This window comes from Halovivax ruber XH-70, assembly GCF_000328525.1.
GTDB lineage: Archaea > Halobacteriota > Halobacteria > Halobacteriales > Natrialbaceae > Halovivax > Halovivax ruber.
The window spans coordinates 1,695,893-1,709,421 of record NC_019964.1 but is presented as its reverse complement, the minus strand read 5'-3'; the positions used below and the strand labels follow the sequence as shown (position 1 = coordinate 1,709,421).

Here is a 13,529-nt window from a genome sequence, read left to right as displayed (position 1 = left end):
GGTCAGTCGGCCGCCGGGGCGGCCTGGCTCCCGGGTAGGTTGGCGTCGCCTTCGATCGTGTCACGAACCCAGTCGACGGCTTCCTGGGCGGCCTTGCGCGCGTCGATCTGGCCCTTGCCGGGCTCGTACTCGTTCTTCGAGACGGTGAAGAACTCGTCCCAGTCCAGATCGTCTTCCTCGACGTGGTACTGGCCGTCGCCGACCTCCTCGATGCGCGGGTACTCCGGAATCTCGAGGCCGTAGGACTTCGCCTTCGGGACGTAGGCGTCGAGGAAGGCGTTGCGGAGCTCGTCGTTGGTCTTCTGTTTGAGGCCGACTTCCGCGGAGAAGTCGTGATGGGTGGATTTGTCGTCGGTCGGGCCGAAGAACTGGATGATGCGCGGCCACCACTCGTCGAAGGCGTCCTGAAGCATCTGTTGTTCCTTGCGCGAGCCCGTGGCCATCCGAGCCATGATGTCCTCGCCGTGCTTGACGTGGAAGCCCTCCTCGAAGCACACCTTGTCCATCGCGTGCGCATACGGTTCCCAGCTCGAGGACTTGAGCGTCGCCTGTCGGCGCATCGCGGCACCGTCGACGAAGAAGGCGATCATCGGCACCTCGGCCCACGAGTCCATCGGGTAGTGGAAACAGTTGAGGAACTTCCCCTCGCCGTTCGCGAGTTCGTCTAACATCTCCTCGCGAGTCTTGATCCCTAGCGATTCGGCTGCGCGATAGAGCAACTGACCGTGGCCGATCTCGTCTTGCACTTTCGCGGAGAACGCCAGCTTACGGTCGATCGACGGCGCCTGGCGGATGAAGGGCTTCTCGAGGTACGCCCCCATGATCTCGCTGTTGGCGTGGAACTGGATCATCCGTGTCGCCGCCTTTCGGTACTTCTCGGGCATGTCGTCGGCGGGCGAGAACTCCCGCGGTCCTGCCCGCTCTTTGACGGTTTCGACGTCCATTGCTATCTCTGACTACTTGTCCCACCCCGTAAGTGATTCTCCCGTATGCATGGGGGTTTTATAAGTGGGTTTGAAACAGCGTGCGCATCGGCTGTACTGTCAGCTGGACTGGTATTTTCGACGTGATCGTCACGCTGGTGGTCGGGTGGATACGAACCGGTGCTCTCGACGAGCGATCGAAACTGGCACTGTCGATTGTGGCTTGCCAGGGGGGTTCGTCGACGAGTGCGGCACTGGTGATAGCAGTGGTTGGCCGTTAGTCGTCCACGGGGGTAGTCTCCCCGAGGTGGTCCAGCAGTCGCTCGTGGAGCGGGCCGTTCGAGCCGAGAAGCGGGGTTCGACCGTCTCGCTCGAGTTCGAAGGGGTACGGGTCGCCAGCGTCGTCGGTGATCGTCGCGCCCGCCTCGCGCGCGATGACGATCCCGGCGGCGACGTCCCACGGGTAGGTGTCGTACTCCCAGATCGCGTCGGTGCTCCCACTCGCGAGGTAGCAGAGGTGGAGTGCGGCACAGCCCAGTCGGCGCACACCCCGGGCCTGCTGGTAGAACTGGGTGAGAAACGAGCCGTCGGGATCGTAGCCCGATAAGAGCATGCTCTCGTCGAGTCGGGTCCGATCGGTCGTGCCGAGCGGGGTGCCGTCGACGTAGGCACCCTTCCCGGCGACCGCGCTGAACGTCTCGTCGGTCTCGGGGACGTGGACCACGCCGAGGATCGGCTCGGCGTCGGCGACGAGCGCGATCGAGACGGCGTAGTTCGGATTGCCGTGGGCGAAGTTGCCCGTTCCGTCGAGCGGATCGACGACCCAGGTGTAGGTGGTGGCCTCGTCAGTCATCGAGTCCGTATCGTGCTGGAGTTCGTCCATCGGATCCCCTTCGTCGGGAACGACTGCGTCGCCGGCGGGCCGCATCGACGCCCGTTCTCCGCCGGCGATCCGACCCTCGCTCTCCTCGGAGACGATGGCGTGGGTGGGGAACTCGTTCGCGATCACCGTCGTGATTATCCGATCCGCCTGGTGATCGGCCTCGGTGACGAGGTCCGACTTGTCGGATTTGTAGGTGACGTCCTCGACACGGCCGTGGAGTTCCCGGAGGGGTTCCGCCGCGCTGTGGGCCGCTTCGACGGCGATGCGCTGGGCGCGTTCGATCATGGACTCGGGTCGGGCTTCGGTGAGTGCCTCGAAGCCGGCCGGCGGCTCGGCGTCGTCCTCGCGGATGGACCAGCCGAGTTTCTTCGTGATCGCGGTGAAAAAGCCGTAGCCGTAGGAGGTTCGAACGATGTGGGCGCGAGTGTCTGCACCGGTGATCAGGACGTCGTCGGTCGGGTCGAGGACCGTGTGGACGCGACCGCCGTCGACGGTGAGGCTGGTCTCGCCGTCGGGCCTGACGTGGATCTCGCTGGTCGGCGAACAGACGATCGGTCGGACGCCGAGGGCGTGGGTCTGGAGCGGGATGAGCTGCAGCGCGTAGTTGTTCGCCGGGTAGTGAAGCGGTCCGTTCGCGGAGAGGGAGACGCCGGTCGATCCTGTCGGCGTCGACACCGCGAGGCCGGTCCCCTCGAACTCCCCGACGTACTCGTCGTCGATGGTGACGTCGAGCGTCGTCACCTTCCGGCCGATCGGGCTCTCGGGCGGGACGTGCTCGATCATGACGTCGTTGATCCCCGTGGTGTCGATTCCCGGCGCCTCGATCGCGAGTTGCTGTCGACTGTCGACCCGGGCGCGCCCACGGATCGCCTCGTCCAGCGCGGCTTCCATATCGGACGGATCCACCCGCGCCAGGAAGGAGAGCGTCCCCAGGTCGATGCCGAGCATCGGCACGTTCCGCGGCGCGAACGTCTTGATCCCCTCGAGGAAGGTGCCGTCGCCGCCGAGCGTGACACCCAGCGTGGCCCGGTTCTCGTCGTAGATGGCCTCGATGTCGTCGCCCACGTCGACGGTCGAGAGGCCCAGTCCGCGGTCGGTACACCACGCCTCCAGACGCGCGAGCGCGTCGCCGGCGTCCGGACTGACGATCGCGACTACCTCGTCCGTCGTCGCCAGCCTGCGTCCCTGCATCGTGCGAGGGATGGGCCGTGATGGGTAAATTCCTGTCGCACCCTCCCGGTCGATACAGCGATCAGTCTGAGCGGCTACCGCTTTGTCCCGAAGTGATGGGATCCGCTGATACCACCAGTCGGGGGAAACGGACAGCGGTGTTCGTCTGGTCGGTCCCTGTCCGGCACCGGGACTGTTTATATTACGGACAGTCTCAACAGGTAAATGACTGGTCAACTCGACACACTCGTATGAACGGTTCGCAGCTCTTTGTCGACGAGCGAACGGGGGAGAGTAGACTTCGAGTAGCTCAAGGCAGAGGCGATCCCGATCGCGAAGTTGATGGGGTTCTTCCTCGTTTTCGGGCTCTCTGGGGGCTGTTCATGAGCCGGTCGATGGGTGCGCTCGGATTTCTGTTCCTCGTCGCCGGGCAGTTCTGGCTCGTTCTCGGCGGTGCTATCGTCCTCATGTACACGATTTCGCGGTCGATCACCCTCGCACGCGTCGACACACCTGCGGCCGGCGCCGACTCTGCGGGGCGCTCAGACCCCTCGGACCGACCGTGAGAAGGCATCTCTCCAGCGAACGTGGCCGGTTAGCTCCGTCGAGTGAGCGTGGTCGGGATGGCGCCGGAGCTAATCAGGGGTAAGAACGGAGACGATCGAGCCCATCCGTGTTCGTATGGGAATGGCCTGTGCGTACTGCGCCAGTGACGTCGATCGTCACGAACCCGTCTACGTCACCGAGAACCCGACAGCCGCCGAGCACGAAGCGTTCTGTAACTACGCGTGTCTCTCGGCGTACATCGCGGACAATCAGCTCACGTTCGGCGCGGCCTGTGAGTGGAATCCGTGAGTGCACTGATGTGCTCGATTCGACCTGGACGCTATCGGTGGGGTTCTACCCTGGGAAGGATGATTTCGCTACGTGGTCACAGTGGATGGTTCCACGCTGGACTCGTGACTCGACCGTTGCGTACCGGAAAACGGGCGGTAGTGAAGTGCGAACTGGTGGTCACCGACACTCAGAGTGGAGGAACAGGCTAATTTAGGCCGCGCTGGAGTCGATCCCGTCGATCTGGACGAAGCCGTAGTCGCAGTCGGGACAGTGCCACTTGACCTTCTCGCCTAAGTGCACCAGCGTGCTTGCGGCGCGGTAGAATACCTTCTCGTCGCCACAATCGGGACACTCGTGCTCGAGTTCGAGGCTCATGGACGATGTTCGTATCCGGACGAAATTGAGTGTACTGGTTTCTTCGGCGGGCCGGAATCTAGACGACCCGTCGGGACGTTCGGACGGATATGAGCACCACCGTCCACGAACTGCGAAACGAGATCCGTCTGGCCGTCGGGAGGCACGAACGGATCGAATCGACGGCCTTCACCAAGGAGGCCCTCGCTGCGATCTGTGAGGCCGTCGACTACCGACCCAAGAGTGACGGCCGCCCCGCCAAGTCGGAGATGCGTGCGGGAATCTTGTGGACGATCGACGAACTGGATACCGACGATCCTGCCGAGGCCGACCGACCGTTCCGCAAGACCGAGCTCGAATCGATCCTTGCGGCGCTTTCCTGAGGCGGGCGTCTCGCCCCCCTCGTCACCCGTGACGACGATTTGACTGGGCCAGCGGCGGATTGGTCGTCGGTGAGTCGGTGACGACGAATTCGGGTCCGCCATACCTACTGGTGTCTGTTTTGGCGTGGTCGACCCCACTTCAAATCTTCACAGGATAAAGTTTGAGCCTATGATTGTTCGGCGCTCATGTCCGAACGTATGCCGCAACCGTATCGAGGTGGGCCCGACGGCACGTCTAGATTTGTGTTTGCTGATGGGCGAGAGGCGATACACGTTCCACGAGACAAAACGGACTATTCGGCTCTACAAGGTGGGTATCCGCTGGCGGAGGAGTTTCTGGACTATCTCTCCGAGGAGGATATCGACCTTCTCGCGATCGACGACGGCGAGCAGGTCTACGTGTTCGAACGGTCCCAGTATCTCCGAGGGAGTCGCGTCGGACACGCTCCGTACCCGATGAAGCGGGTCGCTCCGTTGGACGATGCGACCGTCGGACTGCAAACGAGCGGCGAGGATGGAACTGAGTCGCCCGAGGGACTCGTCGACGGCGACCGTGAATCCAGATCGGACAGGGACGAGTCCTGGGGATCCGATCACTGACGAGTACCGACGTGACGCACCCTGAGGATTTCGCTCGGTCCCAGCCAGATGGGTGTAGTGACCCGGACTTATAGTGTGCCGTCGCAATGGCTCGCGTATGCCCATCTACACCGGTCGCGGCGACGAGGGGAAGACGGATCTGCGGGACATGTCCCGTGTCTCCAAGGCGAGCGAGCGGATCGAGGCCTACGGCACCGTCGACGAACTGAACGCGTTGCTGGGAACGATCCGCCCGACCGGCCACGAGGATGTCGACGACAAACTCGCCACCGTACAGAATCACTTACACGTCGTCCAGGCCGACCTCGCGAATCCGGACCCCGAAGACGATGATCCGCAGGTGGGGCCCGAACACGTCGAGCTGATCGAGACGTGGATCGACGAGTACGACGAGGAACTCGAACCGCTGACCTCGTTCATCCTCCCGACTGGGAGTGACAGCGGCGCGGCGTTACACCACGCCCGAGCCGTCAGTCGCCGCGCGGAACGGCGTGCCGTCGCCCTCTGGAACGAAGACGAGTCGATCAACGCCGACGCCGTCCAGTACCTGAATCGACTCTCGGACGGCCTGTTCACCCTCGCGCGCGTCGTGAATCAGCGCGACGGGGAGGTCGAGGAGGCGCCCCAGTACTGAATCTGCCCTGCGATCTAACGGAACGTATAAGGGCGGCCGTTCGGTACAATCGGGTACCGGGTTGGTGATCTAGTCCGGTTATGATACCTCCTTCACACGGAGGAAGTCGGCAGTTCGAATCTGCCCCAACCCACTGATTTTGCTGCGAGCAAATTCGCGAGCAGCAAATCCGTTCCGTTGGACAGTTCGAACTACGCAAGTCGCGCGCAGCGAAGCGAGCACGTCTTGCAGCAGTTCGAATCTGCCCCAACCCACTTCTCCGACGCACCAACGAGGAACGGAGTGACGAGTCTCCGTCGGAGAAGTGATTAACAACGATTCGGACCCTGGAAGGCGCAGCGCCGAACGGAGTGAGGCGACCGGCTTCCTCCGGTTCGAATCTGCCCCAACCCACTTTCGCACCTTATGCCGCGTGAACTGGTAAATTACAGAGGCCAGTGAATTCGTCTCGCCTCCTCCAAAAATTCACTGAGGCGCTTCACAAACCTTTGCGGAATCGTAGCACTTGCTCCATTGCTCATTTGCGATCCGGTATACCTGGTGTATTCGGTAACTGTGAAGATCTTCTAACTTTCACCACTCACCATATAAATAACATAAATAGAAACAACCAATTCATCAGTGGTCCTTCCTATCTGATATCGAATATCAGGGTAGCGGGCATACCCCTATTACGTGGTTAGAGGCCTTGGAGAAAACGTAGAAAAAACATCTGACTTTCAATATGTTGCCGGTATATTTACAAATGATCCGTCACACTAATCATATGTGACTAGAATATCACTTGAACACTCTCGCAATGGCGCGAAAACAATCTTAAAAGCCAGTTTAGAACTGACTGATGCCATTGATGCGTATACTGATGATGGTCAACGCATTGTCGGAAAACAAAACGCATCAGTCTTCGGTGGAAACGGCGCAAGGTTGATCGTTGAAGTCCCAGAGATGCAGGAAAGTGATACAGAAACGGTGGTGGAGGTGACTGCAGAGAAGAATATGGCGATCGATATGGCCACAAGCCCTGAAGATATAAAGTCGGATTTCCTGAATGTGGTGAATAATTTGCGAAGAAAGGATCCGGAGGACGTATTGGACAATCTGAGTAAACGGATGTCACCCAACGACTCGAAAGAGGTTGGTAGCTCGAACGGGTTTGGCAATGACGCTGCAACTATGGGGAAGGGGTTTGCTATCAATTATATTGTGGTCATGGTCTTCATTGTTTTGTTCACATTTTTTATGATGGCTATGATGATGCCGTGACTACCCATGTCTAACGATCAAAATACTAACTCGGTTGGATGGGTGATAGTGGCTATAGGTATCGTTATCCTTTTAATTGGACTTGGTATCCCTTCTACGCAAACACACTCTGCTGAAACATGTGTTGATGGTCCATATGGGGGCCAAGATTGCTACACTAGTTCCGCTACCACGGCAAACCCATTATCTGGCTGGGCAACTGGTATGGGTGTATTTGCCATTATTGGTGGAATTGTTATTCTTCTACTCGGATCGGATGAAGCGGAATCTGCTACTTCTATCCCGCAGCAAACGGGGGATCGAAGCTTTGCAGAACAATTAGAAGAGCGCCAAGACGATTAGTTCAGAATTAGCAGCAAGATTGAGAAGTGAGTCTTCCTGGGAATTTGTGACCATTGGATTCAACCCTGCCCCCTCTCTTTATTGTGTAAACTGTATAGGTTATCCAGTCTCTCGTTTCGCTATTCCACTTCAGTGGAAGGCCGATTTCCCCATACATACTTACTAAGTGGGATTCCTAACGGTATCACGTATTGAGGGGGCAATAACCGCAATTGTTCCGAGTCAAGGGCCAGTCCACATCTCCCTAAAAAAGTCCCCGATCCATCCGATGCTATTGCGCCCTGGATGTCAGGCTAGAGATATTTCCAGCGCAACGACCGGAGCTTGTACCCGAGCGTCCCAGCCTGATAGCCGTTCCAGCCGCTGATCCCGCCGAGCAGCGTCGCTGCGTCGTACCCCTCCTCGTCGAGGACTGCCGTCGCTCGCTTGGCGACCATTCCCAGCTTGCAGACGACGACCACGTCCCGATCCCGTGGAATTTCGTCGAGTCGGTCGCGTAACGTCGTCTCGTCCCCCGACTGGAGATCGGTGTAGACCGGAACGTTGTGGCTGTTCTCGATCGCCGTTTGCTGGAAGTCCGTTCTCGGACGGATGTCGAGGACGAACGGCGGGCCTCCCGAGTCCAACCGCTCGTCGAGTTTCGCCGGGCGTATCTTGGTCATCGGATTAATATTGTACTGAGAACCCAAAACCGTGCTGGTTCGGCGCCTGCCATGAATCGAGACGTGCAGCGCGTATTGTCATTTTTAATTCGACATGGGACCGCCGCGATCCACGAAGTTTGACCGTTATCGTTCAGTCACGATCGTCAGCGTCGTTGCCATATACCGACTCCTCGTCAGTCCGTCTGCGAGTGTCACGACGGGCAGTTTGTCGTCCGCATCGGACGATAGCCGTGCATTTGCACGCGCTCCGCCGGCCGTCTGTCCAACCGCGCCCCGGGTACAACTTGTCGATCCGTCTTGTGCGGACGCCGGCTCGGCGCTCGAACGAGGGTCGTGCCCGCCAGTGTCGACGACGCCGGGTAGCAATACCGGTCGGCTAGCCACCCTCCATTCAGGCCGTAGTGCGCCGGTGGAAGCGTTTCAAGGCCGGTGCCAGGTTCCTAACCGACCGTTTCCTACCGATAAATTGCGGTTGTCAGTGGAACGATGGGTCGGGATTATTGATCGACTCGGGCAATCGACGCACCCCACCAATTGGGGTTGAGAGTCATGACACCTGATCCAGCGACTCGGTCAACGGACGCGACCCGACGATCGGTACTGAAACACTCCACGCTCGGGGCGAGCGCCCTGGCACTCGGGGCCGCAGGAGCGACCGGAACGGCCCTGGCGCAGGACGAGGAGGACGACGAAGCGGAAGAAGACGAGGCGGAGGCCGTCGAATCCACCGTCGTGCTGTTCGGCGGCGACTATCGTCCCGGCGTCGCATTCGACGTCCTCCTGAGCCTGGGTGCGGATGGTACGGAGACATTGTTCGAATCCGCGGGCCTGACGGGCGAGTTCGACACAGCGTCGGAGTGGGACGTCTCCCTCGTCGCGTTCGATACTGGCGGCTCTGCACCCGAACTCGGTCACCTCATGACGTCCGAGGCGTCACTCGGTAGTGGGGATAGCGCCGTCATCGGCACGGACGCGTCGCTTCGGAACGGCGAACTGAACCTGATCGAGACGACGATCGCTGCGCCAGACACCGACGAGGACGCTGCGAACGGAGCCGACGCCTCGGGTGTGTCCCCCGATGACTACCCAGCTGTCGACGAGTGGCTCACGGAGACCGCAGTCGGCGCCGCCGCGCCGAATTACGACGAGACGATCGTCGATCAACGAGACCAAGAGACCGTTACCATCGGTGTCGGCACGGGCAGTCGAGGCTGGGAGTTCGATCCCGTCGCCGTCGCCATCTCTCCGGGCACCACCGTCCGCTGGGAGTGGACCGGCCGGGGTGGCGCACACAACGTCGAGGCCGAACCGGACGGGCAGATCGGCGAATCGGATTACGAGTTTAGCTCTGGCGGCCCGACCGCCGAGGGCGGGACGACTTACGAGCAGACGTTCGACGACGCGGGTCTCGCTCTGTACCACTGCGAGCCGCACCTGTCCGTCGGAATGAAGGGCGCGATCGTGATCGAATCGTAAGTCGGGGCCAGTCGCTGGTACCCACCGATCACGATTGTTGGACGGCAGCGTTTCCCGTCCTGCGGTGGCGGACACCACGGTTCAGTCGTCGCCGGTGATTCGTCACGGTCCAATTCAGGTTCGGGGGACGCCGCATATCCGCTGCTGTCGGTCAACACAGTCGCCGGCCCCGTCACTGCGAATTCGGGTGCTCTCGCGCGGTAGTCTCGCCGTCATCACCGTACGGCCGGGCGTCGGCCAGGTCGAACAGGTGGGTGATGTCTTCGCGACCGTATTCGTCGAGTGCCGCTCGGAGGGCGCGACAGGTGACCGTCTCCGTCGCGCCGACGGCGGCCAGTTCCAGGTAGCGTTCGCCCAGGACCGGCACGTCTCGATTGGTGAGGTGTTCGACGCCATGAATGGCCGTCGGTCGATCTGCGTCGAGATCGATCCCGTGTTCGAAGGCCGCCCAGTCGGTCCCCTCGATCTCGATGTCGACGCACTCGCAGGCCTCTTCGAGAGTGGTGTACTCGCCAAAGGCGTCCCAGACGGCCGGCTGCAAATCGACGTGGGTGAGGAGCGTGTCGAAGAGTCGGCCGAGTCGATCGGCCGTCGCAGCGTACTCGGCGGTCCGGTCGTCGATGGTCTCGTTGGCGGCCGCGACGCGTCCGCGGAGGTGTGGCAGGTCGAATCCTTCGCCGCCGTAGGTCAGGCAGGGTGCAGGGTTGGTGGCGTCGTCTGCCCGGGCTTCGATCCAGTCACAGGTTCGCTCGACGAGGGTGAGTTCGGAGGTTGGATCGGTCCCATCGCGAAAGAGGACCGTCTCTTCCCGATCGCCATCGGCGGGTTCGAACGCGAGACAGATGGCGAGCAACTCGAAGTACGACGAATCGCGGAAATCGGGCGGCTTTTCGTAGGCGCCGAGTGTCGGACTCACCGTCTCGATATCGAGAGCGAACCGGTCGGTCATACGGAGAGTCCGCTCGCGCCGACGGTATGAACGTACTGATGCGTCGCCGGGGATGCGGTCGGCGGGATCGATGTGACGCGCTAGTGGCCGTCACGTCCAGTCTGGGTCGATTTCGGTGAGGTCTGCGCAGGTGTTCCAGAGGGCGCGTCGGTGCGTGCGGTCGTGGACCCGCGGATCCGGGTCTTTCGGCTCGGTGTTATCGTAGTAGATCCCGGCGTCGACGTCGATTTCGTCGTCGACCAGGTGGACGATCGGGTCCGCGCCATCCGCGACGCTGGTGCCGACGAACGGGAGCAGGTCCGTGAGCCGGATGAACGCCCGAAGCGGGAGGCCGACGTCGCGGTAGAGGCCGCTTCCGGGGACGAACCCGGGGTGGAAGGCGGTGACGGGCACGTCGGGGAGGCGCTCGTCGAGTTCGGCCGCGAAACAGAGATTCGCGAGTTTGGAGCGAGCGTACGCACCGAAGGCATCGTAGTCGTCGGTGCAGGCGAGTTGGGCCGTGTCGAGCGCTGGCGTCGAGTCGGCGGTCGCCGTCTCGGTGGGGGACTTTTCGGTGGTCGACGATTCAGTGGGCTCCGATTCGCCGGTCGACGCGGAGGGGTCGATCGGGAGCTCTCCCCGGGTGTGGATCGCCGAGGAAGTGATGACGATCCGGCCGGCTGGCGCAGCCTGGACGCGATCGAGCAGTTCGTGTGCGAGGAGGTAGGGGGCGAGCTGGTTGACCGCGAAGGTGAGTTCGACGCCGTCCCAGCCCTCGGCACACTCCGAACTGCTGAGCGCCGCGTTGAGCACGAGTGTGTCGAGCGTGTCGGTGTGGTCACGGACTGCGTCGGCCAGTGTGTGGACGCCTTCGGGATCGGCGAAGTCGGCGCGGAAAAAGGTGGCCTGGTTTCCCGCAACTCGAATCTCGTCTACGAGGGCTTCGCCGCGCTCGCGATTGCGGCCGTTGACGAGGACGTCCCAGCCGCGAGCGGCGAGGCGTTTCGCGGCGTTGGCGCCGATGCCAGCCGTCGCCCCCGTGATCAGGACCGTCGGTGGGTTCCCAGTTGCGTCGGCGTCGGACATGAGGGGCCGTTGTGCTGGATGGGAGTTACGTCTTCGGGAGCGATTGGGTGATTTCGCGCGAGAAGTTACGAGAGGAGTACGGCGATCGTCGCGGCCGTCGCGATGGCGGCCAGGACGTACTGGTGGGTCGGCGCGGGCTCTTCGCCCCGATGAATTCGCTCGGGCTGGAGCGCGGTGACGACGGCGGCCCCGGTCGCGAGCAGGCCGAGGACGATACCGGCGGTACTGGACGAGAGGTAGCCGTCCTCGAAGGCCGCTCCCGCGTTCCCCACGACGAAGATGACGCCGACGAGAGCGATCAGGTAACTCTGGAGCGTGGCGCGGGTCACCGACGGCGCCGGTGAAGAGGTGTCCGGGGACTGCGTCATGTTTGGGTGGTGGACAGACAGTGCTGTAAACCTGATCGATTTTCGGCGGATGTGGGTGCTCGTCGGAAACGGGCGACTCCGTCGTCGAACCGCTCGATACAGCACACTAGTGATGGAAAGAATTATTATATCGACAATTAAAATTATACTCAATGTGCGTACGGCGTCAACGACAACCCCAGCCCCTCAGTCCCGTGGAGGGCCTCGATGGGTAAGCACAAGCGACGACGGCGGCGGTCGAAGCGCTCGTCGAAAAAAGACCGGTCGTCGGATCGCGCCGAGCGGACAGCAAACGAGCGGCGGCAGTCGCCACTGCTCGCTGGTGTTTCTGTCCCAGGCGCTCCCCAGCCGGCGATGGACGAACCGGCGACGCTCGGCTCGGCGGCGATAGCCCGCGCTGAGGAAGTCCGTGCGCGGTTCGAGAACAGGCCCGACGAGATCCCCGACGACAACAACCGGCGTAATCTGGCGTCGTTAAAGCGCAACTGGGACGTCCACGAGGAAGCAGGGGCCGGGGGTGACGCTGGTGTTCCCGAGAGCGTCCGCGAGGTCATCTCTTCGTCGGGGCGATCTCTCGATGCATCGACCCAGCGTGCCGTCGAAGACCTCCTGGGTGATTCGTTCGGCGACGTGCGGATTCACACCGGCCCGAAGGCGGCGAACGCCTGCAAGGACATCAGCGCACGGGCCTTTACCGTCGGCAACCACATCGCGTTCAATTCGGGTGAGTACGATCCGGAAAGCTCCGAAGGCCAACACCTGCTCGCCCACGAATTAGCCCACGTTCGCCAGCAAACCGACGGTGCCCTCTCGATGATGCCCCAGGAGGGCGTCGAGCTGGAGATCGATCCCGACCCACAGCTCGAACGCGAGGCCGAGGCAACCGCTCAGCGGGTCATGGAGGGCGGTGAACTAGGTATACAGCGGCTGGGACAGACGGAGGTCCACGTCCAGCGCGTCCCCAAAGACCAGATGTTCAGCGCGCTGGCGGTGTTCGAACTCGAAAACGAGGGGAGCGAGATTGGGGCCTTCCAGCGCGAGCAGAACGCGGACCGAATCGAGCACGTCCGGAGTGCGATCGAACGCTTCAATGCGCAGACGAACGAGGTGGAGGAGCGACAAAACGATCGCGCGTTACAGAAGTTGATCGAGAACGAAGTGGCTGCGACGGACGCCGAGTTGACGAGCGATGGCCGAATCGAGGGCCCCAAAGACGTAACCGAGGGGCACTTCCACCACCGGACGGCCAAGGCAATTCTGGCGAAGGATTTGCCGTCCAAGTCGGAACTGCACCAGCGAAAGCAGGAGATCGAAGACGAACTGGCTTCCGAACTGGAGCAGGTAGCACTGACTGAGAAACAACGCGAAAAGCTCGACGTGGGCGTCGAACACGGGCTCGTCGGGAACCTCGCGGAGAAGACCGCGTTCGGTATTCTCAAACGGCTCGACTCGGTCTTCGGTGCGTTCGGTTCGATGGGGTACAAGGTGGTAAAGGAGAACTGGGGAACCATCGACGGCGACATCGTCGAACGCGCGATCGAACTTCGGGAGGAACTGATGGAAGAGGCTGTGCACACCTGGACTCCTGGCGAGAATACCAAATTCTAGAATATGGAA

Annotated in this window: 16 protein-coding genes and 1 tRNA gene; 10 read left to right on the top strand and 7 right to left on the bottom strand. The window is 61.5% G+C overall.

Annotated elements, in window-relative coordinates:
* Positions 1-2 precede the first annotated feature (2 nt).
* Positions 3-944, bottom strand: a complete 942-nt coding sequence (gene paaA, locus HALRU_RS08040) for a 1,2-phenylacetyl-CoA epoxidase subunit PaaA (protein ID WP_015300904.1) — start codon at positions 942-944, stop codon at positions 3-5.
* A 256-nt stretch (positions 945-1,200) separates the two neighbouring features.
* A complete protein-coding gene (locus tag HALRU_RS08035) occupies positions 1,201-2,997 on the bottom strand; it encodes an NAD(+)/NADH kinase (RefSeq protein ID WP_015300903.1) in 1,797 nt (598 codons plus the stop codon).
* Between the two features lie 362 nt (positions 2,998-3,359).
* Between HALRU_RS08035 and HALRU_RS08030 the strand changes: the two genes are divergently transcribed.
* Both HALRU_RS08030 and HALRU_RS15680 read left to right on the top strand, forming a co-directional pair.
* Entirely contained in the window at positions 3,360-3,542 is a 183-nt protein-coding gene (locus HALRU_RS08030) for a hypothetical protein (RefSeq protein ID WP_015300902.1), read from the top strand.
* Between the two features lie 115 nt (positions 3,543-3,657).
* The gene (locus tag HALRU_RS15680; protein ID WP_015300901.1) at positions 3,658-3,831 is read left to right on the top strand and encodes a hypothetical protein; all 174 of its coding nucleotides are present in this window, start codon (positions 3,658-3,660) and stop codon (positions 3,829-3,831) included.
* 192 nt (positions 3,832-4,023) lie between these two features.
* Here the strand turns inward: HALRU_RS15680 and HALRU_RS15675 are convergent, their stop codons facing one another.
* Positions 4,024-4,188, bottom strand: coding sequence for a DUF7838 family putative zinc beta-ribbon protein (locus HALRU_RS15675; protein ID WP_015300900.1), 165 nt, complete (start codon positions 4,186-4,188; stop codon positions 4,024-4,026).
* A gap of 89 nt (positions 4,189-4,277) precedes the next feature.
* Between HALRU_RS15675 and HALRU_RS08025 the strand changes: the two genes are divergently transcribed.
* The 6 genes from HALRU_RS08025 (at position 4,278) to HALRU_RS08000 (ending at position 7,389) form a co-directional block, all read left to right on the top strand.
* Entirely contained in the window at positions 4,278-4,550 is a 273-nt protein-coding gene (locus HALRU_RS08025; protein WP_015300899.1) for a hypothetical protein, read from the top strand.
* Positions 4,551-4,793: 243 nt separating this feature from the next.
* Positions 4,794-5,150 carry a hypothetical protein gene (locus tag HALRU_RS08020; protein ID WP_148680476.1) on the top strand — a complete coding sequence of 119 codons (357 nt, stop codon included), beginning with the start codon at positions 4,794-4,796 and terminating at the stop codon, positions 5,148-5,150.
* A 97-nt stretch (positions 5,151-5,247) separates the two neighbouring features.
* A complete protein-coding gene (locus HALRU_RS08015; RefSeq protein ID WP_015300897.1) occupies positions 5,248-5,784 on the top strand; it encodes a cob(I)yrinic acid a,c-diamide adenosyltransferase in 537 nt (178 codons plus the stop codon).
* A 58-nt stretch (positions 5,785-5,842) separates the two neighbouring features.
* Positions 5,843-5,917, top strand: a tRNA-Val gene (locus HALRU_RS08010).
* 635 nt (positions 5,918-6,552) lie between these two features.
* Positions 6,553-7,047 (top strand): hypothetical protein, encoded by a 495-nt coding sequence (locus tag HALRU_RS15970; protein ID WP_245547731.1) that lies wholly within the window; start codon positions 6,553-6,555, stop codon positions 7,045-7,047.
* Positions 7,048-7,053: 6 nt separating this feature from the next.
* Positions 7,054-7,389 (top strand): hypothetical protein, encoded by a 336-nt coding sequence (locus HALRU_RS08000; protein WP_148680475.1) that lies wholly within the window; start codon positions 7,054-7,056, stop codon positions 7,387-7,389.
* Positions 7,390-7,682: 293 nt separating this feature from the next.
* On the opposite strand, the gene HALRU_RS07995 is transcribed toward HALRU_RS08000, so the two are convergent.
* Positions 7,683-8,051 (bottom strand): rhodanese-like domain-containing protein, encoded by a 369-nt coding sequence (locus HALRU_RS07995; protein ID WP_015300895.1) that lies wholly within the window; start codon positions 8,049-8,051, stop codon positions 7,683-7,685.
* 552 nt (positions 8,052-8,603) lie between these two features.
* Here HALRU_RS07995 and HALRU_RS15865 point away from each other — a divergent pair.
* Positions 8,604-9,530 carry a halocyanin domain-containing protein gene (locus tag HALRU_RS15865; RefSeq protein WP_015300894.1) on the top strand — a complete coding sequence of 309 codons (927 nt, stop codon included), beginning with the start codon at positions 8,604-8,606 and terminating at the stop codon, positions 9,528-9,530.
* 172 nt (positions 9,531-9,702) lie between these two features.
* Here HALRU_RS15865 and HALRU_RS07985 read toward each other — a convergent pair whose 3' ends face one another.
* The 3 genes from HALRU_RS07985 to HALRU_RS07975 form a co-directional block, all read right to left on the bottom strand.
* Positions 9,703-10,479 (bottom strand): hypothetical protein, encoded by a 777-nt coding sequence (locus tag HALRU_RS07985; RefSeq protein WP_015300893.1) that lies wholly within the window; start codon positions 10,477-10,479, stop codon positions 9,703-9,705.
* 90 nt (positions 10,480-10,569) lie between these two features.
* Positions 10,570-11,544: an SDR family NAD(P)-dependent oxidoreductase gene (locus tag HALRU_RS07980; RefSeq protein WP_015300892.1), complete on the bottom strand. Its 975-nt coding sequence runs from the start codon at positions 11,542-11,544 to the stop codon at positions 10,570-10,572.
* Positions 11,545-11,609: 65 nt separating this feature from the next.
* Positions 11,610-11,912: a hypothetical protein gene (locus tag HALRU_RS07975; RefSeq protein WP_015300891.1), complete on the bottom strand. Its 303-nt coding sequence runs from the start codon at positions 11,910-11,912 to the stop codon at positions 11,610-11,612.
* Positions 11,913-12,266: 354 nt separating this feature from the next.
* Here HALRU_RS07975 and HALRU_RS07970 point away from each other — a divergent pair, with 354 nt between their 5' ends.
* A complete protein-coding gene (locus HALRU_RS07970) occupies positions 12,267-13,520 on the top strand; it encodes an eCIS core domain-containing protein (protein WP_015300890.1) in 1,254 nt (417 codons plus the stop codon).
* The last annotated feature ends 9 nt before the right edge of the window (positions 13,521-13,529 follow it).